15 protein-coding genes and 1 pseudogene are annotated in these 23,643 nt (G+C 70.3%); 9 read left to right on the plus strand and 7 right to left on the minus strand.

Annotated features, from left to right (window positions below):
- Nucleotides 1–6: 6 nt before the first annotated feature.
- Both clpB and D6718_07590 read right to left on the minus strand, forming a co-directional pair.
- A complete protein-coding gene (gene clpB, locus D6718_07585) occupies nt 7–2,628 on the minus strand; it encodes an ATP-dependent chaperone ClpB (GenBank protein RMG45407.1) in 2,622 nt (873 codons plus the stop codon).
- A 39-nt stretch (nt 2,629–2,667) separates the two neighbouring features.
- Nucleotides 2,668–3,687, minus strand: coding sequence for a hypothetical protein (locus tag D6718_07590; protein RMG45408.1), 1,020 nt, complete (start codon nt 3,685–3,687; stop codon nt 2,668–2,670).
- Nucleotides 3,688–3,898: 211 nt separating this feature from the next.
- Between D6718_07590 and D6718_07595 the strand changes: the two genes are divergently transcribed.
- The 6 genes from D6718_07595 (at nt 3,899) to D6718_07620 (ending at nt 12,059) form a co-directional block, all read left to right on the plus strand.
- Nucleotides 3,899–4,765, plus strand: coding sequence for a DUF4442 domain-containing protein (locus D6718_07595; GenBank protein ID RMG45409.1), 867 nt, complete (start codon nt 3,899–3,901; stop codon nt 4,763–4,765).
- Between the two features lie 100 nt (nt 4,766–4,865).
- Complete coding sequence (locus D6718_07600) at nt 4,866–6,134, plus strand: DUF362 domain-containing protein (GenBank protein ID RMG45410.1); 1,269 nt, start codon at nt 4,866–4,868, stop codon at nt 6,132–6,134.
- Between the two features lie 163 nt (nt 6,135–6,297).
- Nucleotides 6,298–9,735, plus strand: coding sequence for a hypothetical protein (locus D6718_07605; GenBank protein ID RMG45411.1), 3,438 nt, complete (start codon nt 6,298–6,300; stop codon nt 9,733–9,735).
- A gap of 397 nt (nt 9,736–10,132) precedes the next feature.
- On the plus strand, nt 10,133–11,254 hold the full coding sequence (locus tag D6718_07610; protein RMG45412.1) for a hypothetical protein: 1,122 nt from the start codon (nt 10,133–10,135) through the stop codon (nt 11,252–11,254).
- A gap of 7 nt (nt 11,255–11,261) precedes the next feature.
- Nucleotides 11,262–11,441: a hypothetical protein gene (locus D6718_07615; GenBank protein ID RMG45413.1), complete on the plus strand. Its 180-nt coding sequence runs from the start codon at nt 11,262–11,264 to the stop codon at nt 11,439–11,441.
- A 9-nt stretch (nt 11,442–11,450) separates the two neighbouring features.
- On the plus strand, nt 11,451–12,059 hold the full coding sequence (locus D6718_07620) for a hypothetical protein (protein ID RMG45414.1): 609 nt from the start codon (nt 11,451–11,453) through the stop codon (nt 12,057–12,059).
- A 70-nt stretch (nt 12,060–12,129) separates the two neighbouring features.
- Here D6718_07620 and D6718_07625 read toward each other — a convergent pair whose 3' ends face one another.
- Nucleotides 12,130–14,568 carry an ATP-binding protein gene (locus tag D6718_07625; protein RMG45415.1) on the minus strand — a complete coding sequence of 813 codons (2,439 nt, stop codon included), beginning with the start codon at nt 14,566–14,568 and terminating at the stop codon, nt 12,130–12,132.
- On the opposite strand from D6718_07625, the pseudogene D6718_07630 reads away from it, so the two are divergent.
- The 3 genes and pseudogenes from D6718_07630 to D6718_07640 all read left to right on the plus strand — a co-directional run bounded on the left by D6718_07630 (nt 14,434) and on the right by D6718_07640 (nt 16,574).
- Nucleotides 14,434–15,129, plus strand: a pseudogene (locus D6718_07630) (MgtC/SapB family protein). The gene D6718_07625 and the pseudogene D6718_07630 overlap by 135 nt on opposite strands.
- 135 nt (nt 15,130–15,264) lie before the next feature.
- Nucleotides 15,265–15,996 (plus strand): DUF4010 domain-containing protein, encoded by a 732-nt coding sequence (locus D6718_07635; GenBank protein RMG45433.1) that lies wholly within the window; start codon nt 15,265–15,267, stop codon nt 15,994–15,996.
- The gene (locus D6718_07640) at nt 15,882–16,574 is read left to right on the plus strand and encodes a nuclear transport factor 2 family protein (GenBank protein ID RMG45416.1); all 693 of its coding nucleotides are present in this window, start codon (nt 15,882–15,884) and stop codon (nt 16,572–16,574) included. Before D6718_07635 ends, D6718_07640 begins: the two co-directional genes overlap by 115 nt.
- A 3-nt stretch (nt 16,575–16,577) precedes the next feature.
- Here D6718_07640 and D6718_07645 read toward each other — a convergent pair whose 3' ends face one another.
- The 4 genes from D6718_07645 to gmd all read right to left on the minus strand — a co-directional run bounded on the left by D6718_07645 (nt 16,578) and on the right by gmd (nt 23,592).
- On the minus strand, nt 16,578–18,020 hold the full coding sequence (locus D6718_07645) for a rhomboid family intramembrane serine protease (GenBank protein ID RMG45417.1): 1,443 nt from the start codon (nt 18,018–18,020) through the stop codon (nt 16,578–16,580).
- 122 nt (nt 18,021–18,142) lie between these two features.
- On the minus strand, nt 18,143–21,439 hold the full coding sequence (locus D6718_07650) for a peptidase S41 (protein RMG45418.1): 3,297 nt from the start codon (nt 21,437–21,439) through the stop codon (nt 18,143–18,145).
- Nucleotides 21,440–21,535: 96 nt separating this feature from the next.
- Nucleotides 21,536–22,495 carry a GDP-L-fucose synthase gene (locus D6718_07655; GenBank protein RMG45419.1) on the minus strand — a complete coding sequence of 320 codons (960 nt, stop codon included), beginning with the start codon at nt 22,493–22,495 and terminating at the stop codon, nt 21,536–21,538.
- Nucleotides 22,492–23,592: a GDP-mannose 4,6-dehydratase gene (gmd, locus tag D6718_07660; GenBank protein RMG45420.1), complete on the minus strand. Its 1,101-nt coding sequence runs from the start codon at nt 23,590–23,592 to the stop codon at nt 22,492–22,494. Before gmd ends, D6718_07655 begins: the two co-directional genes overlap by 4 nt.
- Nucleotides 23,593–23,643: the final 51 nt, after the last annotated feature.

Consider the following 23,643-nt stretch of genomic DNA (forward strand, 5'->3'; position numbering starts at 1 on the left):
GACCCGTCAGGTCGTCACCGGCCGGCTGACGGTGAAGGTCAGTCCGCCGTCGGTGCGGTCCACCGTGACCGCGTCGCCGTCCTCGATTTCGCCCGCGACGATCTTTCGCGCGAGCGGAGTCTCGAGGTGCCTCTGGATGGCGCGCTTGAGCGGCCGAGCCCCCCAGACCGGGTCGAACCCCACCTCGGCGAGGAAGTCCTCGGCCTCCGGAGTGAGAAGCAGCTCGAGACGGCGGTCGGAGAGCCGTTCCCGGAGCCGGTCCACCTGAAGCTGGACGATCCGCCGGAGGTCGTCGCGGGAGAGCGGCCGGAACACGATGGTTTCGTCGATCCGGTTGAGGAACTCGGGCCGGAACCGGCGCCTCAGGAGTTCCTGCACCGCTCCGCGGACCTCCTCGAACACCGACGCGTCGGCGCCGCTGGCCGACAAGCGCTCGAGGATGACGTCGGAGCCGATGTTCGAGGTCATGATCAGGATCGTGTTCTTGAAGTTCACCGTGCGGCCGTGACTGTCGGTGAGCCGGCCGTCGTCCAGCACCTGGAGCAGGACGTTGAACACCTCCGGGTGCGCCTTCTCGATCTCATCGAAGAGCACGACCGAGTACGGGCGCCGGCGGACCGCCTCGGTGAGTTGTCCGCCCTCGTCGTACCCGACGTATCCCGGAGGCGCGCCGATCAGACGTGCGACCGTGTGGCGCTCCTGGTACTCCGACATATCGATGCGGATCATGTTGCGCTCGTCGTCGAACAGCGCCTCAGCGAGCGAGCGCGCCAGCTCCGTCTTCCCGACGCCGGTCGGGCCGAGGAACAGGAACGACCCGATCGGACGGTTGGGATCGGAAAGACCCGCCCTGGCCCGCACCACGGCGTCGGCGACGGCTTGCACCGCCTCGTCCTGCCCGACAACGCGCTTGTGCAGTTCGTCGGCGAGATGGAGGAGTTTCTCCTTCTCCGAGGCCATCAGCCGAGCCACGGGGATGCCCGTCCACATGGAGACGATCTCGGCGATGTCTTCCGGGGAGACCTCCTCTCGCACGAGATGCGGGCGATCCTCGGCGTGCGCGGCGCTCTCCGCTTCCCGCAAGCTGCGCTCGAGTTCGGGCAGACGGCCGTACTTGAGCTCGGCGGCCCGCTGCAGCTCGCCCTGTCTCTCCGCCTTCTCGATCTCCAGGCGGACCCGTTCGATCTCGGACATCAGGTCCGCGATGCGCTTGTGGGCCGCCTTTTCCTCCTCCCACTGGGCCTTGAGGGCGTCAAGCTCGGCTCGCGCATCGGCGAGCTCTTTCTCGATCTTCTCCAGCCGGCGCCGCGACGCCTCGTCTTTCTCCTTGCGCAGCGCCTCCCGCTCGATCTCGAGCTGCGTCACGCGCCGCTGGAGCTCGTCGAGTTCGGCGGGCATCGACTCCATTTCCGTTTTCAGCCGGGCCGCCGCCTCGTCGATGAGGTCGATGGCCTTGTCGGGAAGGAAGCGATCGGAGACGTACCGGTCGGACAGCGTGGCGGCCGCGACGAGCGCCGCGTCCTGGATCCGGACCCGGTGATGCACCTCGTAGCGCTCCTTGAGTCCGCGCAGGATCGAGATCGTGTCCTCGACCGAGGGCGGCTGGACGAAAACGGGCTGGAAGCGGCGCTCGAGCGCCGGATCCTTCTCGATGTGCTTGCGGTACTCGTCGAGCGTGGTCGCGCCGATGCAGTGCAGTTCCCCGCGCGCCAGCATCGGCTTGAGGAGATTCGCGGCGTCGACCGCCCCCTCCGCGGCTCCGGCTCCGACCACCGTGTGGATTTCGTCGATGAAGAGGATGATCCCACCCTCGGAGTCGGTGACCTCCTTGAGAACCGCTTTCAGGCGCTCCTCGAACTCACCGCGGTACTTGGCGCCCGCGATCAAAGCGCCGAGGTCGAGCTGGACCACGCGGCGGTCGCGGAGCGATTCGGGGACGTCGCCCTGCGCAATCCGCCGCGCCAGGCCCTCGGCGATGGCGGTCTTCCCCACCCCCGGCTCGCCGATGAGCACGGGGTTGTTCTTGGTCCGGCGGGCGAGGACGCGGATCACACGGCGGATCTCCTCGTCGCGGCCGATCACCGGGTCGAGCTTCCCCTGCCTGGCCAGCGCTGTGAGATCGCGCCCGTATTTCTCGAGCGCCTGGAAGGTGCTCTCCGGATCGCGCGTCGTCACCCGCTGGCCCCCGCGTACCGCCCGGAGCGCCGCCAGCAGGCCGTTGCGATCGAGTCCGGCGGAAGCCAGCACTTGCCAGGCTTCGACGCCCGTCGCCTCCATGGCCAGCAGCAGGTGCTCGACGCTGACGTACTCGTCCTTGAGCGCCTTCGCCTCGTCCTCCGCCGCGAGCAGGACGCGCTGCAACCGGGGACCGATCGTCAGCGAGGCGGACGCGGCCCCGCTGCCGGTCACCTGCGGGATCCGCTCGAGCGCCTGGTCGGTGCGGGCCGCCACCGCCGGCACCGAAAGACCCGCCTTCTGGAGCAGGGGCGGGACCAGCCCGCCTTCCTGATCGAGCAGCGCCCGGAGAAGGTGGAGGTCCTCGACCTGCTGGTGGTGACGGCGGACCGCCTCCCGTTGCGCTTCACCGAGCGCGTCCTGCGCCTTCTGTGTGAATCTCTCCAGGTTCATCGTTCACCTCTCCGAGTCATCGGCCTATCGGCACCGGCCTCAAGATCGCTCGAGCCGGGCGAGCTTCTCGTACAGTTCGCGCTGCTCTCGCGTCGGGTGCTTCGGCACCACGAGGCGGACTCGCGCAAGCAGATCGCCGCGCCCGCCGTCCTTCCGGGGAAGACCGCGGCCGCGCACGCGCAACGTCGTCCCCGTCGAAGTCCCGGGCGCGACACGGACTCTCACCGGGCGCTCGGGGGTCGGCACCTCCACGTGGCCGCCGACCACCGCGAGGGGTGCCGGGACGTCGACCTCGGTCACGAGGTCGTCACCTTCGATGCGGAACGCCGGATCCGGGCGCAGCCGGATCTTCAGGTACAGATCTCCGCGGGGCGAGCCGGGCTGTCCCCCGCCGCCCATCCCGGGCAGGCGCAGCTTCTGTCCCGGCCGCAGTCCCGGAGGCAGGTTCACCGTCACGGTCTTCCGCTCCACCTTCCCGCCGGCTCCGGGAACGCCCACCGTGATCCTGCGCGGACCCGGATGGAGCAGGTCGGACAGTCCGAACTCCACCTCCGCTTCGACGTCCCGGCCGCGCGGCCGGTGCGTGCGGGTGCGGCCGAAACCGCCCAGCCCCAGGTCACCGAAGAGGGTCTCGAAGAAATCGGAAAAGCCGCTTCCCCCGGCGCCGCCTCCGGCGGACCCGAAGATGTCGCCGAGATCCCCCATGCCGCCGACGTGGACGCGGAATCCCTCGAAGCCGGGAGGCGGCTCGAACGGAGCGCCGTGCTTCCAATTGGCGCCGAGCCGGTCGTAGCGGGCCCGCTTCTCGGGATCGCTGAGAACCTCGTAGGCCTCGTTGAGGTCCCGGAACTGCTCCTCCGCCCGGGGGGACTTGTTGACGTCCGGGTGGAGTTCGCGCGCCTTCCGGCGATAGGCGCGCTTGATCTCCTCGGTCGACGCCTTCCGGTCGACGCCCAGGATGGCGTAGTAGTCCTTGTAGGTCACGCTCACGACGACGCCTCTCGATCGGTGGAGACCCGCCCGGGGCGGGCCGAGCGACCGCCGCGCCCCTTGTGGCATCGCGGGGCCCCCGGGTCAAGCGGCGCCGGCGCCCGGACGTTTCCGGGCAGCCGGCGCGAGTGCCCGAGAAATCGATGCGCCCGCAGGCGGCGCGGCCTCTTTCCGTTGGACGCGGGCGGCCTCCCGAAGCAGCGGCGGAGGGGGCTTTCGGCCGGCGGTCGGCTCGTCCGGCCCCCCGGCGGCCGGGCGTTCGTTCCGAGGTGCACCCGCGATGGTGCGTTTTCCTCTGCAAGTCGTTGTGGCTTGGGAGGTTCCGGCCGAACTCGCCGCTCGAGGAGTCAGGGCGCGCGGAAGCCACGGGTTTTCGCGGGACTGGGCGCCGGCGCGCACCGTCGCGGAAGCACCTTCCGCTCGCTGCGGCCCACCGGCGGGACGGGACGGAAGCGGAGGGCGGCGCCTCCGCCTTCGGCCCGCGGAGGGGGCGGTCGTCCCGCCCGCGCAGGATCCGGCCGGCCGATCCGCTGGGATCACCCCGGGAGACCGCCTTCCCGCTGGCGACCGCAACGAAGGCCGCCTTGCGCCGGCGGCCGTGCAGGATCACGCTTCGACGCCGGAGGAACCGATGGGGCGCCCCCACCCGCGCCGGATGAACGAGCGGCAACTGCGGCGACTGCTGAACTTCTACCCGCCGTTCCTCTTCCAGAGGATCCGCGTCGTGGAGATCGGCCCGGGGTTCCGCCACGCGAAGGTCCGAGTCCGCAAGAGCCTGTTCAACCGCAACCACGCCGGAACGATCTTCGGCGGTTCGATCTTCGCCGCCGCCGATCCGATCTACGCGGTGCTCTACTGGCAGGCCCTCGCGCGCGAGGGTCTCCGCGTGCACGTGTGGCTCAAGAGTGCCTCCATCCGCTACCTCAAGCCGGCCGCCTCCGACCTCACCTTGGAGTTCGCGCTGACGGACCGGGACCTCGCCGAGGCCCGCGACGCTCTCGCGTCCGAGGGGCGCTTCGCCCGGCGCTTCGCGGTCGAGGCCATCGACGCGGGCGGCGAGCCCTGCGCGCTGGTCGAGACCGAGGTCTACGTCGGGATGCCCGGGACCGGGGAGAGGTCCGGAGCCGCCGGAGCGGAGGCGGTGTGACCGGGGGCCCGTGCCCGTGGCCGGCGCGGCCCCGCCCGGACATACTTGCCGGGCCCGCCGCTCAGCCGCGGGAGAACCAGCCGAGCCGGGAGGCCCGCCGATGAGCCGCAGCAAGGTCGCCGTCCTCCAGACCCGCCCCCGCACCGTCTTCGCCGACTACCACCGCCTGATGAACCTCGCGGGGTACCAGGACGTCATCGACCGCTCAGCCGACACGGCACTCAAGATCAACATCTCGTGGCACTTCTTCTATCCGGCCAGCTCCACCACGCCCTGGCAGCTCGAGGGCGTGATCCGCGCGATGAAGGCCGACGGGTACGATCCGGCGTTGATCCACGGATGCCACAACCGGACGGTCGTGATCGACGCCCACCTCGGGGAGCGCGAGAACAAGCACCTCGCGGTGCTCCAGGCGCACGGCCTGAGGAACATCCATCTCTACGAGGGCGAGGAGTGGATCCACATCAGAGATGCGGTCGGGGAGCTCGCCGACCGGTTCCTGTGCCTGAACGACGTCTATCCCCGAGGCTTCCACATCCCGAAGCGGTTCATCGGCGAGAACATCATCCACCTGCCGACGGTCAAGACCCACGTGTTCACCACGACCACCGGGGCGATGAAGAACGCCTTCGGAGGGCTGCTGAACGAGCACCGACACTGGACGCACCCGGTGATCCACGAAACGCTCGTCGACCTTCTCATGATCCAGAAGAAGATCCACCGGGGGGTCTTCGCGGTGATGGACGGTACGTTCGCCGGGGACGGACCCGGGCCGCGGTGCATGGTGCCGCACGTGAAGAACGTGATCCTGGCATCCGCCGACCAGGTCGCGATCGACGCGGTGGCGGCGCGGATGATGGGGTTCGACCCCCTCTCGATCAAGTACATCCGTCTCGCGCACGATCTGGGACTCGGATGCGGCGATCCGCGGGAGATCGAGATCGCCGGCGACGAGAGGGCCGCGGCACAGAACTGGCGCTTCGACGGACCGTACAAGCGAATGACCTTCGCTTCCCGCATGCAGCACAAGATCTACTGGGGCCCGCTGAAGAAACCGGTCGAGTGGTCGCTGAAGACGGTGCTCGCGCCGTGGGCGTACGTTGCGAGCGTTCTGTACCACGACAGCTTCTGGTATCCGCTGAAGGCGAAGCGGATGATGCGGGCGGCGCTCGACAGCGAGTGGGGGCGGCTGTTCCGGAACTGGGAAAAGCTGAGCCCCGACGAACTCGGCTTTCCCGAGGTCGGTGACGAACCGGCGGAGCTGGAGAAGACGGGGCTGCGCGCTCTTCGCCAATCGCTCGGGATCCTCGCCACCTGTCTCCGGGAGGCCCCGGAGTTCGCCGCGCGACGGCGAGCCCGCGGGCGCTGACGAGCGCCGCGCTCCGGCAATTCCCTCCGCGGCGGTGGGGATCCCTCTTTCCCCGCAGCCGGCACCGCGTTCGCACCGCCGCGGGGACACCCGGGGCCGGTTTGCAGCTTCGCGCGTCTTCGCGGTACCCTCCGGCGGCTCCCGAGCCGTCCGGAAGGCGCCGATGACCCTCAAACTGCCCACCCTTCCGCGCCAGCTCTTGCCGGCCGCCCTGGCGTCGCTCATCGTCGTGCCGCCCGCTGCAGGCGGGCCGCCGGCGGCGCTCGTCAGGGACCTCCGGTCGCCAGAAACCGCGGGATCGGGCGTTTCCTCCTTCCCCCACGATCTCGTCCGCTTCGGCTCGATCGTTCTGTTCGCCGCCGAGGACCCGGCGCACGGTAGCGAGCTGTGGCGGACCGACGGCACGCCCGGCGGGACGGAGTTGGTTCTGGACATCCAGGCGGGAGCGGGAAGCGGCTCCCCGACGAACCTCACGGTCGCCGGCGGCGCCGTCTACTTCACCGCGGACGACGGAGTTCACGGTCGCGAACTGTGGGTCAGCGACGGCACCGCCGCGGGAACGCGGATGGTGGCCGACATCGCGCCGGGACTCGCGGGTTCGCGGCCCGAAGCGCTCTTCTCCGACGGCACGCGCCTCTTCTTCGCGGCCGACGACGGGCTCCACGGCCAGGAGCTGTTCGTGACCGACGGAACGGCGGGCGGGACCGTACTGCTGGCCGACATCGCGGCCGGTACGGAGACGTCCTTTCCGCGGCCGCTCGGAGCCGCCGGCGGTCTCCTCTACTTCGCCGCCACCGAGAGGTCCGCTGCCGGCGTTTCTCCCGCCGGCACGGGACGCGAACTGTGGGTGACCGACGGGACGCCGGAGGGCACGCGGCTCGTCAAGGACATCGATCCAGGGGAGGCCTCTTCCTCGCCGGCCGGTTTCGCCCTGGCGGGCGGGCTCGTCCTGTTCAGCGCGGACGACGGCACCCACGGCCGGGAGCCCTGGGTCACGGACGGGACCGAGGCGGGCACGCACCTCCTTCTCGACGTCAATCCGCCGCAGGAAGGCGACGAGGCGCGCGGTTCCGATCCGCGGGAGTTTTTCCCCTTCGCCGGGATCGTGCTCTTCTCGGCCTTCCGCGACGAAGACGGCCGCGAGCTGTGGCGAACCGACGGCACCGCCGCCGGGACCTTCCCGGTGGCCGACATCGCTCCCGGAACGGATTCCTCGTCGCCGTTCGGCTTCACCGCCGCGGGCGGGTTCGTCTACTTCTCCGCCGCGGACCCGAACCACGGGCGCGAGCTGTGGCGAACCGACGGCACGCCGGGGGGAACGGCGCTCGTCGCCGACGTCGGCCGCGGGGCGGGTGCCGCTCCGGGGGCTGCCGACCCGCTCGACGGCGATCCGGGACAGCTCACCCCGCTCGGCGATGGGATCCTCTTCGCCGCCACCGACGAGGCGCACGGGCGGGAGCCCTGGTTCGCCGACGGCGCCGGCGCCGTCCTCCTCGCCGACGTCCGGCCGGGCGCGGCCGGGAGCGATCCCGTCGTGCTCGCCGCGGCCGGGAGTGCCGTCTATTTCGCCGCCGGGGAAGGTGGGGATGGCCGGACGCTGTGGCGCTCCGACGGCACGCCCGCAGGCACGGGCCCGGTCCCGACCCCCTTTCCGCCGCCCCTCGGGCCCGATACCGCGGTGGCCCTCGGCGAGCTGTTGATCTTCGTCGCCGACGACGGTGTCTCCGGGCGGGAGCCATGGGTGTTCGATCCGGCGGCCCCTCAGTCCGAGCGGTTGGCCGACATCGCCGGAGAGGACGGTTCCCTCCCGATCCCTCTTCTGTTCACCGAGGTGGTGCGCACGGGCGAGACCGAGCCGGTCGAGCAGCTGTTCTTCTCCGCCGACGACGGGCTCCACGGCCGCGAGCTATGGGCCACCTTCGGCACCCCGTCCGGGACGTCGCTGTTCGCGGACATCGATCCCGGCGCGCCGCCCTCGACGCCCGCGGACCTCACCCTGTTCACCGCCGACGGGGGGGACCGGATCGTGCTCCGGGCTCACTCGGAGGCGCTGGGCGAGGAACCGTACGCCGTGGTCCTCGCGACCCAGGTTCTCGTCCCGCTGGGCGATCTCCGGCCGATCAGCGGCCTCGGCTCGAAACCGCGCGAGTTCACCCCCTCGGGCGGCTCGATCTTCTTCAGCGCGGACGACGGCATCCACGGCCGGGAACTGTGGCGGAGCGACGGGACGGCGGACGGAACCGCGCTGGTGGCCGACATCGGGCGTGACGGCACCGGGAGCGATCCCGATCCCCATGGCTCCGATCCGGCGGACCTGACGAGCGCCGCCGGACTCCTGTTCTTCGCTGCAGAGGATCCGGGCGCTGGCCGCGAGCTCTGGATCACCGACGGCACGGAGGCGGGAACGCGGAGGGTGAAGGACATCGAACCGGGTCCCGGCTCCTCCTCGCCGCACGACCTCACCGCGCTGGGGAATCTCGTCCTGTTCGCCGCGAGCACGACGGACGCGGGCGAGGAGCTCTGGGCGAGCGACGGGACGGAGGCCGGAACGGCGCGACTGGCGGACATCGCTCCCGGCGCGGCGGGCTCCTCCCCGAGGATCCTGCTGACGGCAGGGAATCACGCCTATTTCAGCGCCGACGACGGGACGCACGGGCGCGAGCTCTATGTCACCGACGGAACGAGCACCGGAACCGTCTTCCTCGGCGATCTCGAGCCCGGCACCGGCGGCTCCGACCCGGCGGGGCTGTTCGACCTCTCCCGCGACGGCACCGAGCGCGTCCTCTTCACCGCCTGGACGTCCGCGGAGGGTCGCGAGCTGTGGGCGACCGACGGGACCCCGGCCGGTACGTCGCTCCTCGCCGACATCGCAGCGGGGCCGGCCTCCTCCGATCCGGCCGGGATGACGCTCCTGGACGCCTCGGCGCTGTTCAGCGCGGACGACGGCCTGCACGGCCGCGAGCCGTGGGTCACCGACGGGACCGCCGCGGGAACCTCCCTCGTCGCGGACATCTCCCCCGGGGCGGCGTCGTCCATGGCCGCCGGGGCGGCGTCCTTCGCCGCCGCGGGCGGGCGAGCCTTCTTCGCCGCGGACGACGGGGTGAGCGGGGCCGAGCCGTGGTCGACCGACGGGACGAATGCCGGAACGGAGCTGGTGCAGGACATCGCACCCGGCCCGGCCGGATCGGCGCCGGCTCGTTTCCTGGCGGGCCGGACGCGCGTCTTCTTCTCGGCGGACGACGGCACGCACGGCCGGGAACTGTGGGCGATCGACCTGTGTTCCTACCCGTCGTCGGGGGATTGCGACGGCGACGGCGTGCCGAACCAGGCGGACAACTGCCCGAGGACCCCGAACGCGGACCAGCTGGATTTCGACGCCGATGGGGCCGGCGACGCCTGCGAGTCGGGCGCCTCCGCAGCGGACGCCGACCGATCGGGTCGCGTCGACGGGTACGACCTCGCCGCCCTCGGGAGGGCGTTCGGCGCCGCCGCGGGAGATCCCCGTTACGATCCGACGGTCGATCTCGACCGGAACGGATTCGTGGACGGAGAGGATCTCGCCCTTTTCGCCCCCGAGTTCGGCGCGGAGGTGGAGCCATGACAACGCGGAACGGCGGCGAGTTCGCCCGGGTGCGGCTCGCCCGCCCGCTGCTGGCGGCGGTGGCGGCCGTCATGGTGGGGACCGGTCTCCTCGCGACGGGGTGCCACGAAGCCCCGCCGGATATCCTCTTCGAATCCCCGCTCACCACCTTCTTCACGGAAAGCTCCACTCCGGATGCCCCGGATCTCGTCCGGCTGCGCGGGGAGGTCATCGACAACCAGACCGTTCTGGTTGAAGTCGTCGTCACCGGTCCGACCACCAGCTCCGACATCTACTCGTTCGCTTTCGACCTGCTGTTCAGCGGCGATCTCACCCCGCAGTACGTGTCCGGATCGGCCGAGGCGGGTGATTTCCTCACGGCCGGACCGGGCCAGGACGTCGTCGCCCAGGTGAGTCAATCGGGGGCGCGCCTGACCGTCGGGGTGACGAAGACGGGCGGTGGTCCGGGCAACGGCCTGGGGGCGGGACAGGCCACGGTGGTGAGCTTCCGCGTCACCCTCCCGGAAGCGGGCCGGGCGGCGATCCGCTTCGCGGCCGATCCCCAGGGACGCGCTCCCGCCGCCCTCGATCCCTCGGGAAATCCGGTGCCGTCGATCGTGTTCGACGGCGAACCGGCGGTCATCGCGCGGCAGGCGTGAGGGCTCACGGGACGCCGCGCGGGTTCGGACCGGCCGCCGGGGCGGTGCTCGCGATCGTCCTGGTCTCGGTGGGATGCGCGACCACGGGGCCTCCCGGCGTTCCTCCCGGCGCTCGCCCGCTCTCCCCCCCGCCCCGCGAGCCGGCCGGCGAGGGCGGCTCACGCGTGGGCGGCCCGCCGGGGGAGGTGCCGCGTCCCGCGGGACGCGGTTCGGAGGCGCCCGCGCCGCCGGAGGCCGGGGAACCCGCCCGGACGAACGAGGGATCCGGAAAAGACTCCGCCCCCGGCGGACCCGGCCGAGCCGGCTTCGTCGCGGCCGTCCCCCCGGACTCCCCCGCGGAGGTTCCCGCGGCGGGCGAAGCGGCGGAGCCGCTCGCCCCGAGCCGCGAGCCACCGGAGCGGGAGCCGCCGGAACACGCTCGCGAGCCAGCGGCGCCGCAGGAGTCCCCGGGCCCGGAACCGGGTGCGGAGACGGCGATCCTCGTCGTCCCCGAGCCCGCGGAGGTTGCCCCCGGGGAAATCGTCACGCTGAGCGTGCGCCTCGCCGCGGCGGTCGAGGTGTCGAGCGTCCCCCTTCTCGTGCGGTTCGATCCCCGGATCGTGTCGTTTCTCGACGCGGCCGAGGGAGATTTCCTCCGCCGGGACGGCGCCCCCACCGCGTTTCTGGCGTCGCTCGACTCGTCCGGCCGCGCGGTGGTGGTGGGAAACTCGCGACTCGGCCGCCGGCCGGGGCTGTCGGGAGACGGAGAGGTCTGCCGGCTCCGTTTCCGCGCGCTGGCCTCCGGTGATCCGGCGTTCTCCGTCCCCCGGGCGAACGTGAGGGCCGCGGGCGGCGCCGTCGTGGCGGCCGAGCTCACCGTCCTGCCCGCACGGGTGCGCTGACCGCGGTATGATGCTTCCGGTCGCCCGGTGCTCCGGGCGAGGGGAGGTCTCCATGATCGCCGTCGGCAGCGAAGCGCCAGCCTTCACCCTTCAGGACCAGTTCGGGCGCACCATCGATTCGAAGAAGATCCTGGAAACGCGGCACCTCATGCTCTTGTTCTACCCGCTCGACTTCACCCCCACGTGAAGCCGGGAGGTGCCGGCGGTCCAAGCGCGGCTCGCGCGCTTCGAGGCCGCCCACACCCAGGTTCTGGGTGTCAGCGTCGACAGCATCTACTGCCACGCCAACTGGGCACGGAGTCTCGGAGGCATTTCGTTCCCCCTGCTGGCCGATTTCCACCCGAAAGGCGACGTGGCGCGCCGTTTCGGGCTCTACCTCGAGGACAAGGGGATCACGGACCGGGCGACCGTGATCGTCTCGCGCGACGGCATCGTGCGGTTCGCGGAATCGGTGACGCCCGCGGGCGAACGCGACATCGACGCGCTCGTGGCCGAATGCGAGCGGATCGACCGCGAGCACCCGGGCGGGGAACCCCCGGCACGCCGCCGACTCCCCGACGGTTCGGTGCTCTTCGTGAAGACCGGCTGCCCCTTCTGCCGTTGGGTGCTCGCTGCGCGGGAGAACCTCGGGCTCACCGAGTCGCTGCCCGTGCGGAACGTCTCGGAGGACCCGCAGGCGCGCGCCGAGCTGGAGCGCATCGCCGGCCGGACCCAGGTGCCGTGCCTCGTGAGGGAGGGCGAGCCGATGCACGAGTCGGCCGAGATCGCTCGCTTCCTCGCCGAACTCGCCGCACCCGTCCACTGAACCGGAGCGGGCGGGCCGGAGCTCCGATCGGGCCGCGGCCGGCGCGGCGGCGAACCGTTGCGGAGGCGGTTCAGGAGAACTGGCGCAGCGTCTCGGCCATCTGCGACAGCCGCCGCGAGACCCGATCGCCCAGGCTTCCGGCCGGCCACGTGCCGTTCTCGTCCGGCGCACCGAACGGAATGCCGGCGAGCAGACCCATCAACTCCGCCACGCTGTCCACCGGGTGGATGCGGAATTTGCCCGCCGCGATGTCGTCGACCACCTCGGGCGAAAGCTGGAGGTAGGCCACGCACGACGATGGGATGATCACGCCCGGCCGCCCCCGGAACCCCCGCTCGCGGCACGCCCGCCAGAAGCCCTCGATCTTCTCGTTGATACCGCCCACGGCGAGCACGTTCCCGTGCTGGTCCACCGCACCTGTGACCGCGAGGTCCTGCCGCAGCGGTTGATTCGAGAGGGCGGAGAGCAGCGCGGCGAGTTCGGCCGACGACGCCGAGTCTCCCTCCACGCCGCCATAGGACTGCTCGAAGCAGATGCTCGCGGTGACCGACAGCGGGAGGCGTCGCGCGAACTGGGAACGGAGATACCCCGCCAGGATCAGCGAAGCCTTGGTGTGGATCTCCCCCGACAGATCCGCTTCCCTTTCGACGTCGATCACCCCTTCGTCCCCAACGGCCACGGTGGCGGTGATGCGCACGGGGTAGCCCAGCCGTTCCAGTTTCGTCTGCACGACGGCGAGCGCGTTCACCTGGCCCACCGCCGTGCCCTCGAGATCCAGCTTGAGCACCCCTTCCCGGATCGCGTCCTGAATGCGTCCCGACAGGAGGCCCTGCCGCTCGCGCCGGGCTCGCAGCGCCCGCTCGACATCCTGCATCTCCACCCGGCCGACCCCCCGCTCCCGCGCGAACCAGGTGGCCTCCCGCGCCAGGTCCAACATCTCGCGGAAGCGCGTCGACAACCGGTGGCGGCTGTCGGCCAGCCTGACCATGTACTCCATGATCCGTGCGACACCGTCCCGGGAGATCGGCAGGAGGTCCTCCTCCTTCACGACGCGCGCGAGGAAGCACGCGTAGGAGTAGACCATCTCGGCGGTCAGCGGGACCCGGTCGTCGAACAGCGCGGTCACCTTGAACAGCTTGGAGAACTCCTCGTCGCCGCTATGGAGCAGATCGTGAGTGCCGACCGTTCCGACGAGGACCACGGTGACATCGATCGGGATCGGCTCGGGAAGGAGCACCGGCGGCCCCTCGGAGGCGTTGCCGCTGACCGGGGTGACGCTGTTGGTGAGCATGGACCTCCGGAGCGCCGGCCACGCCCCCTCTTCCGACAGCAGCTCCCTCGCGTTCAGGACGAGATAGCCGCCGTCGGCGCGGTGCAGGGCCCCGGGACGGATGCTCGACAGGCCCGCCTGCAGGCCCCCTTCCGGCGTCCGCCGAGCTTCGACCACACCGCACAGGCGGGGCGCGGTGGGATCCACCTCCTCCACCAGGGGCCGTCCGTCCTCCTCGGCCCGGTCGACCAGAAGGTTCACGCGGAGCACGTCGAGCGGGCTGAATGGCGTGCCCTCGCCCGGTTGCGTGCGGACCGCCTCCCCCTGGGCGTAGAGAACCGGGAAGATCTCCAGAAGGTAGTTCTCGACGTCGGCGAGGAAGCGGTCCAGACCCGGCCGCTCTCCCTCCTCCAGTCCCACCGCCTCTCGGATTCCGCCGACGATCTCCTTGATCGCCGGAACGGCCGCCTGCCGGTCGAACTCCGCCACCGCGCGTTCGAGCTCGCGGCCCAGCGCCTGGAGCTTCGCCGTTTCGCGCGAAAGGCGCGCGGCGAGCTCCGGATGCCTCCGGCGCAAGCGCTCCGCCTCCTCGGCGGGGATGACGCCCTCGTGGACCTTGCCGTCCAGCTCTCCCATGGAGACGGGTTCCCCCCCGACGACCGGGGCGAGCTCGTGCCGCCGGAAGTTGCCCAGATTCACCTCGACGAGGGCGAAGCCCTCCTTTTCGACCTCCGTCTGGAAGTCCTTGATGATCCGGCTCTGCTGCTGCTGGAACCGGCGGGCGATCATCTGCCGCCGCTTCCTGTGCGTCTGGGAGCCTCGAAGGGCGAGAAGGCCGTGCTGGAAGCGCTCGATCGCGGCGTCGAGCGCCGCTCTCAATCTCCGGCCCGCCCCGGCGGGGAGCCGGAGCGCGCGCGGCGATCTCGGATCGGCGAAGTTGTGCACGTAGCACAGGTCGTCCGGGACGGGCCCCTTCTTCCGCACCTCCTGGAGGACGCGCCTGACCGTGGATGTCCGGCCGGTGCCCGGGAGCCCGGCTACGTAGACGTTGTAGCCGCGTGCCCTCAGACTGGCCGCCAATCGCACCGCGTCGACAGCCTTCGGCTGGTCGTAGGCGCTGGCGCAGTCGCCGAGCTCGGCCGTGGTCTCGAACGGCAGCCACTCCGCGGGACAGCGCCAGGCCACCTGGTCGGCCGTCAGGGAACGTTCGAGCGGTTCCGGTCCTCGGCTCACGGGCAACCTCCCGGCGGGGGCAGGCCCCGCCCCTCCTCCCGCGACAGTCTACGACGGTGGGGCGGGAGCGTCGTGCTGCCGGTCCCCGGGGCGCGGCGCGGCCGCGCTGGTGGCACTATTGATATCCCCACCGGCTCCACCCGGCGGGAGGTAGGCACCGTGGGCGGACTGCTCGAAACGTTCCATCCGGTCGACCTCGAGCTGTTCAAGGCGTTCGCCGAGGCGCTGGCGATCGGCCTGCTCGTCGGAGTGGAGCGCTACAAGGACCGGGAGCCGGACGAACGGGCGGCGGCCGGCATTCGCACCTTCGCCATCATCTCGCTCCTGGGGGCGATCTGCGGCCTGGTGGGCGAGGTCGGCTTCACGCTCGCCACATTCGGGGCGCTCGCGGTTCTCGTGGCGATCGGCTACCACCGCGAATCGCCGGAGAGCATCGGACTCACGACCGAGATCACCGCGCTGGTGACGTTCTGGCTCGGCTACATCGTCCGCGATCACGAGCGGCTCGCCATCGCTTCCACGATCGTGCTCGTCATCCTTCTCGCGTCGAAGCGAACGCTTCACGACTTCGTCAAGGGAAAGGTCAGCGACGCCGAGTTCTACGACACGCTCAAGTTCCTCGCGGTGGTCTTCGTGGTCCTGCCTCTGCTGCCGAACCGGCCACTGGGCCCGCTGGGCTTCTTCAATCCGGCGAAGATCTGGATGCTGGTCATCATCGTTTCCACGATCAGCTACTCCGGTTACGTGCTGATGCGCGTGATGGGACGCGACCGCGGTCTCGCTGCCAGCGCTCTCGTCGGGGGGCTGGTGTCGACCACCGCCGTGACGCTCTCCCTCGCCGACCGGGCCAACCGGACGCCTGCTCTCACCCGAGCCTGCGGCGTTTCGGGTGTCCTCGCCAACGCGGTGCAGTTTCCCCGGCTCCTGTTCCTGGTGTGGATCGTGGAGCCGCGCCTCGGCCGTCTTCTCGCGCTTCCTCTGCTCGGGGGATTCGCCGCGGGGCTCGCCGGGGCATGGGTGCTCGGCACCCTCCGGCGGCGGGAGGACGACCCGGAACTCGAGGTCGCGCTTCCCAATCCGTACTCGCTGGCGGCGGCGCTCCGCTTCGCAGCGATGTTCGTGGTCGTCCTCTTCGCCGCCCGCGCGGCCACCATCTCCCTGGGCGACCGCGGGCTGTATCTGGCGAGCGCGGTGGCCGGGCTGGTGGATGCCAGCGCGATTTCGCTCACGGCGGCGGACATGGCCGCGCGGACCCAGCTCGCCCCCGGGGCGGCTGCGATCGCGGTGGTGATCGCCATCGCGACCAATGCCCTTCTGAAATGGATCCTGGCCCTGGCCAACGGTACGCGGGAGCTGGCCTTCTGGCTGGGAGGCGGCTTCGTCACGATGGTGGGCACCGCGGCGCTCCTGCTCGGAGTGGCGCTCCTCGTGTGAGCCGCGGCGGGAAGTCGGTTGCGCCCGGGCGTCTACCTCGCCTAAAAAAGGCCCCGGGTGCGGGGAGTGCCGGAGGGGAGGTCAAGATGAGCCTGTGGAGACGCTGTGCGGCCTTGTCGGCTGTGGCGCTGCTGCTCGCCGCCGCCGGGTGCCTCGGCCGCGGGAACGAGGCGGAGGACCAGAAGGCGCTCCTGGACAACGTCAAGGCCTGGGAGGAGGCGAGCAACGCCGGCGATGTCGACCGCCTGCTCGGCCTGCTCACGCCGCATGCCCGCGTCCTTCCCCCCAACCACGCATCCGTCGAAGGGGATGAAGCGCTGCGCGCTTTCTTCCAGGAGATGGCGGATGCGGGCGTGACGCTGGAACTCCAGAACGAGGATGTGGCGGGGGACCGCAACCTCGCCTACACGGCGGGCCGCTACGCGGTGAAGGGACCGGACGGCACCGAGATCGACCACGGGAAGTACCTCGAGGTCTGGCGCCGGATCGAGGGTGCCTGGAAGCTCCACCGCCTGATGTGGAACAGCAGTGTGGAGGTGCCGGAGCCGGCGGCCGCCGGGGAGGAGGGCGGCGCCTGAGATTCAGCGCGCGGGCGCCACGCCGCGCTCGCGCGCGAGCCGCTCGAGCAGACGCCGGACCTCATCGACGTCGCCGGGCTGAAGTCCCGGGAGCCGGAGGGCGAGCCGCGCGGCCCGCTCGGCGAGCGCCGGGTCGAGCGTGGCGGACAGGCGCGCCGCCTTGACGGCCATGGGCGCGGTGAGCCCCTTTTCCGCCGCCTGGAGCGCCGACTCGATGGCGGCGCGGGCCGCGGCGCCCTCTCCACCTTCGGCCAGAGCGCGCGCCACCCTGAGCAGCAATCCCGGATCCGCGGGAGGCTCGGGGATGTAGCGCACCAGTTCCATCCACTGCTCGCGCACCACGTCGGTCTCGCCTTCCCGAGACGCCCGGTCGATCGCGCGGAGCATCGCCGGAACCGCTTCGGGAACCCGGTCCCGGGCGCACGCCAGGCGCCACAGCGCCAGGGCGGCATCGCGATCGTCCGGCCGGCGGATCGCCAGCCGGCGCAGCCGGTCCCACGCCTCGTCGAGACGGCCGGCCTCTTCGGCGGCGAGCGCGAGCTCCAGCTCCGGGTTGGCGTGGACGGTCCGCTCGATCCGCCGCCGGATGCCGGGCTCGACGTACCGCTCCTCGATGCCGAAACGCTTGATCGCGAAGGCCGCCGCGGCGCCGGCCGCGAACCCTCCGACGTGTGCCCAGTATGCGACGCCGTCCGTCGAGCCGGCGCCCGTCAGCGACGCCATGAAGAGCTGCTGCCCCAGCCAGAGTCCCAGCATCGTCCAGGCCGGGGCCCAGAAGGTGCCCCGGGCCCACAGGCCGAACAGGTAAAAGAAGCGAACCCGCATCCTGGTGAAGCGGACCATGAAAGCGCCCATCACACCGGCGATGGCACCCGAAGCTCCCACGAGGGGCACATCGGAGCCCGGGTGGGTGGCCACGTGCGCCGCGGCAGCCACGAGGCCCGCTCCGAGATACAAGGCGGTGAAAAGCGGCCGCCCCAGGCGGTCCTCGACGAAGGGACCGACGAAGTAGAGGATGAGCATGTTTCCCAGGAGATGCAGCCATCCGACGTGCAGGAACATGTGGGTGACGAAAGCGGTGGCGGAGCGCCGCGCCGGCCGCAGCCCATAGCGACGGAGCGGATGGTTGCGCCGCAGCTCGAGCGCCTTGCCGCAGAGTTCCTCGAGCCGGCGCTGCTCCGCGGCGATATCGGTTCCCCGCTCCCTCGCCTGGCGCCCCAGCTCCTTCAGCACTTCCCGAAGGGGTTCCCGATCGCGCTCCCGAACGTCCTCGAAGACGATGGTTGCGAACTCCTCCGGCAGCTCGAGGTAGGGGTGCTGCTGATAGAAGCGGATCGCCTCACCGAAGGCCCGGGCGACATCCGCTTCGGACACCGGCGGCACCAGCTCGGTGACGGCGAACGCCGCAGCGCAGGCCGCCATCAGACCGAACGTGATCCAGGGCACGCGCCGGACCGAGTCCTGCTCGATGTCGATCGGGACGACGAGTATGGCTCCTCCCCGGCGGCCGAACGGGCCGCCGGGGAAAAAGCTAGGTCAGCCGGCCCTCCGGGGCGAGCGCGGCCGCGTCAGGGTGTCTTCACCGGAGCCTCCGGCCTCGGAGGTCGGACCACCGGGTGGGCCTCGATCGCTCGCATCACCTCCTGAACGGCTCGCTCGAGCTGCGGGTCCCGCCCTTCGATCAGCGATTTGGGATCGTTCTCCACCTCGATGTCGGGATCGACGCCGTGCCCCTCGATCACCCAGTGCCCTTCCGCGTCGGCCGTGCCCGCTTCCGGAACGTAGATCGTTCCGCCGTCCATCAGCGGCGCCCGGCCGTAGATGCCGACGACGCCGCCCCAGGTGCGCTTTCCGATCAGCGGACCGAGTCCCGCGGCGCGGAACACGTAGGCGAACTGATCGCCGTCCGACGCCGTGTCCTCGTCGATCAAGCAGACCAGCCGGCCAGGGAACACTCCCGTCGGGTACGGATCCCAGTAATCGCGGTTCCGCTCGTAGTCGATCATCAGCAGCTTTCGGCTGAGCCTGTCGATGATCATCTGGGAGACGTTGCCTCCGCCGTTACCCCTGACGTCGATCACGAGCCCGTCCTTGTCGAGCTGCGGGTAGTACCACTTGATGAACTCCTGGATGCCGCTGGCGCCCATGTCGGGAAGGTGCAGGTAGCCGACGCGCCCCCCGCTGAGCTCGGCGACACGCTCCCGGTTTCGGGTGACCCATTCGAGATAGATGAGAGAGGCCTCCGACCGAATCGGCCGGTACACCGCCTTCCTCGCCCCTTCGAACGTCGGCTTCTCGTTCACGGTGAGCACGACGGGGCCACCCGCACGATTGCGCAGCACCCGGTAGGGGTTCTCGTCCGCCGTCAACTCCTCCCCGTCGATCGCGAGCACGTAGTCGCCTTCCCGAACGTCAACACCGACCTCCGTCAGCGGGGAGCGGTACTTGGGCTCCTCGTTCTGGCCCCGGAAGATCTTCACGATCCGGTAGCGTCCGGCCTCGGCGTCCAGCGCGAAGCGGGCGCCGGGAAGGGCGACCGACGGGCGCTGTGGCAGGCCGAGATCGCCGCCCGCCACGTAGGCGTGCCCCACGTTCAGTTCCGCGATCATCTCACCGATCACATAGTTGAGATCGGAGCGGTGCGCCACGTGATCGAGCCACGGGCGGTACTGCTCCCGCAGTGCCTCCCAGTCATAGCCGTGCATGTTCTCCACGTAGAAGAAGTCGCGGTACCGCCGCCAGACCTCGTTGAAGATCTGACGCCACTCGAGAGCCGGGACCCTCCACACCTTCAGGCCGGACGTCGAGACATCCTTGGCCTTTTCAGGGCCATTGGGATCGGCGTCGAAGACATGAAAACCGGAGTCGTCTCTCACCAGGACCTTCCGGCGGTCCGCCGAGAGCGCGTAGCCCTTGACCCCCGACAGGAGCTTGGAAGCCTTCCTCTTCTCGAGATCGAAATACTCGAGGGTCGGCGGCACGTCGGTTTCGCGGCCATAGTAGTCGGCGCCCGACGTGACGTACAGGAGTCCTCCCTCGACGGCCGACAGGCCGTCGATGTTGCCGGCCTCGATCGGGATTCGGACAACGCGGTCGGCGAGGCCGTCGAAGTCGACGCGGACCTCCGGAAGCCCTTTCTTCTCTCCTTCCTTCTTCTTCTTGTCCGCCGCGCCGGCCTTCTCTTCTTCCTCGGGGGGCAGTGCCGACTCGACCTCGTCGATCCTCGGCGGCACAGGGCTCGGCGTGTCCTTTGCCAGCGCCAGGGCGAAGACCCCCGTCTCGCGGTCGAGAACGTAGTTCCACTCGATCGAGCCGAGTTGCGGAGCGAAGTCGCGATCGGCGAGGAAGAAGAGGTACTTGCCCTCGGGTCCCCAGACGGGGTTCCTCTCGTTGAAGAGCCGGCTCGTGACGCGGTGCGACCTCCCGGTCTCGGCCTCCCAGATGAACAGGGAGCGGCGGTCGTTCGTCTCGCCCAGGCTGTAGGCGAGGAAACGCCCGTCCGGCGACCAGTCGGGATCGAGACCGAAGGGCTGCGGGTCGTCGGCGACAAGGCGCACCCGGTGCGAGTCGAACTCGTAAACGTAGAGGCGGCCTGCCTGGTCGTGATAGGCGATCCTCTTGCCGTCCGGCGACCAGACGATCCCCTCCAGATAGGCACGGTGCTCCTCGGTGAGCTTGACCGGATGTCCCTCGCCCGACGCCGGCATCACGTAGAGCTGGTCCTCCCCGTCGCGGTCGGAGATGAACGCCACCCGTTTGCCGTCCGGCGAATAGCGTGCGGAGCGGTCGTGGGCCCCAGGCGACCGCGTCAGATCGATGGTCCGGCCGTGCTCGACCGGCGTCGAGAGCACCTCTCCCCGCGCCACGAACAGCACCCGGCGCCCCTTGGGGCTGAGCGAATAGTCCTCGATGTTGCGGGAAGCGTCGACGTACCCCGGGCGCATCCACACGCCGTCGTGGGGGACCGTGATCGGGACCTTGTGCTCCTCCCGCGTCTCGACGTCGAGCACGTGGAGTTCGCCGTTCAGCTCGAACACGATCCGGCGCTCGCCATCGGTTGCCGGCCACCGAACATCCCACGTCTCGAACCTGGTGATCGGCTCGATCTCCCGCGTTTCCAGATCGAAGCGGTAGATGTTGTTCTTGCCGCTCCGGTCGGACGTGAAGTAGATCGCATTGCCGATCCACATCGGATCGCGGTCGGACCGGGGATGGCGTGTGATGCGCTCGATCTCATAGGTATCGAGGTCGAAGATGTACAGCTCCTGGGCCCAGCCGCCCTCGTAGCGCTTCCAGGTGCGGAAATCGCGCACCAGCGGAGAGTAGACGACGCGCCGGCCGTCCGGCGACAGGTCGGCGCAACCCGCGTAAGGAAGCGGAAGCGCCTCCGGAAGCCCGCCCTTCGGGCTCACCGTGTACAGGCGGCTGTCCGTCAGCCCATAGGAGTCCCGCAGCGACCTGAAGAGGATGCGGCTCCCGTCCGGGGTCCAGCCGTAGACCTGGTTGTCGTAGCCCCAGCGGGGCGGGAGGGGGCCACGTGCAGGGTAGAACGTGAGCTGCTTCGGCACTCCTCCGCCGGCCGGCATCACGTAGACCTGTTCGTCGCCGTCGTACTGGCCCGTGAACGCGATCCACTTCCCATCGGGCGAGAAGCGGGCGAACAGTTCCAGCCCGGGGTGGCTGGTCAGGCGGACCGCGGTGCCTCCCTCCACCGGCGCCGACCAGAGATCACCGGCGTAGGTGAACACGATCCGGTTCCCGTGGATGTCGGGAAACCTGAGGAGCTTCGTCTGGGCGGCGGCGGCCGTCACCGCCAGAAGGAAAACCAAGACACCGGCCGAAAGACGGAAGCGGGAACGCCACATGGACCGAGCCCTCCATCCCGCCGCGGGGCGCGACGTCGACAGGGCGCGCGATTCTATCGCGGTTCGCGGCCGCCCGCTCCGGAGGAAGGGACCGACTCAGTCGTACCGGACCTCCCGGACGGCACCCTGCGAGCGGAACCACGCGATCGTCCGCTCGAGCCCTTCCTCGAGCGGTGTGCGCGCCGACCAGCCCAGCAGGCGTCGGGCCCGGGTCACGTCCAGGCAGCGGCGAGGCTGGCCGTCGGGCTTCGACGGATCCCACCGGAGCCGCCCGCGGTAGCCCACCAGCCGCGCTATCGTCTCTGCGAGTCGCCGGATCGTGATCTCCTCGCCGGTTCCCAGGTTGATCGGAACCGGATCCTCCATCGTCTCAGCCGCGGCGAGAATCCCCTCCGCCGCGTCGTCCACGTAGAGGAACTCCCGCGACGCCTCCCCCGTTCCCCAGCAGACGACCTCGTCCGCTCGCGCGTCCGCCGCGGCGCTCATCTTGCGGATCAAGGCCGGTATCACGTGCGACGTCTCCAGGTCGAAGTTGTCACCGGGACCGTACAAGTTGACCGGAAGAACCACGGCGCTTCGCAGCCCGTATTCCCGCCGGTAGGCATCCAGCATCACGATCAATGCCCTCTTGGCGATCCCGTAGGGGGCGTTGGTTTCCTCGGGGAATCCGTTCCACAGGTCCTCCTCCCGGAACGGTACCGGCGTGTGCTTCGGGTAGGAGCATACGGTGCCGACCTGCACGAATTTCCGGATACCCCGCTTTCTGGCGTGCTCGATGAGATGAAGACCCATCGCCAGGTTGGCGTAGAAGAAGCGACCTGGGTGGGCGCGGTTCGCGCCGATGCCGCCCACCTCCGCGGCCAGGTGGATCACGACCTCGGGACGGGCCACCTCGAAGAGCCGCTCGACGTCCTGCTCCCTGGTGAGATCGAAGTCGCGGCGCCGGGGGACGAACGGCTGGCCGCCGCGCGCCGCCAGCAGCCGGCAGACGGCCCGGCCGAGAAATCCTGCGCCGCCCGTGACAGTGACCCTCGTTCTCCTCCAGTCGAGCTTCACGGACGTTCCTCCCCGACCCACCGGTCGGCAGGCCGGGACGCCGGTCCGGCGCCGCGGGCGCCTTCGCCCGGACCGGCCCCCGCGTCGCGCAACAGCCGTTCTCTTCTCGCCAGCTCGAGGTCCGATTCCACCATCATCCGCACGAGCTCCCGGAAACCCACCTTCGGCGACCAGCCCAGCTCACGCCGGGCCTTGGAGGCGTCGCCGCAGAGAGCGTCGATTTCGGTCGGCCGGAGGTACCTGGGGTCGGTCTCCACGTGGTCCCTCCAGTCCAGGCCCGCCAGCCCGAACGCCTCCTCGACGAACTCCCTCACCGAGTGCGTCTCCCCGGTGGCGACGACGTAGTCCCCGGGCTCTTCGCGCTGGAGCATGAGCCACATCGCCTCGACGTAGTCGCCCGCAAAGCCCCAGTCGCGCCGGGCCTCGAGGTTACCCAGGTAGAGCTTGTCCTGGAGACCGGCCTTGATCCGCCCGACGGCGCGCGTGATCTTGCGAGTGACGAAGGTCTCGCCCCGACGCGGCGATTCGTGATTGAACAGGATCCCGCACGAGGCGTGCATCCCGTACGCTTCGCGATAGTTCACCACCAGGTTGTGGGCGAACAGTTTCGCGGCGCCGTACGGACTCCGCGGACGCATGGGCGTCGTCTCGCGCTGCGGGAACTCGGGAGCGTTCCCGAACATCTCGGACGAGGACGCCTGAAAGAAACGCACGCGCCGTCCCGTCCGCCTCTCGTGCTCGCGCACCGCCTCGAGCAAGCGCAGCGTGCCGAGCCCGACGATATCGGCGGTGTACAGCGGAAGGTCGAAGCTGACTCGGACATGCGATTGCGCCCCCAGGTTGTAGACCTCGTCGGGATCGCAGAATGCGATCACGTGCCTGAGCGAATCGGGATCGCCGAGGTCGGCATAGTGAAGGCGCAGGCGGGCATCGGGCTCGTGGGGATCCTGGTAGAGATGCTCGATGCGGTCCGTGCTGAAGGTGCTCGAGCGCCGGACCAGCCCGTGCACGCGGTACCCGCGGGCGAGCAGGAACTCCGCCAGGTAGCTGCCGTCCTGCCCCGTGATCCCGGTGATCAGCGCCGTGCGCTCGGCCATGCCGCCTCCGCTCGGGGCCCCGCGGGACCTTCCGGATGCCGGGGGCCCCGC

This window comes from Acidobacteriota bacterium (genome assembly GCA_003696075.1).
Taxonomy (GTDB): Bacteria; Acidobacteriota; Polarisedimenticolia; order J045; family J045; genus J045.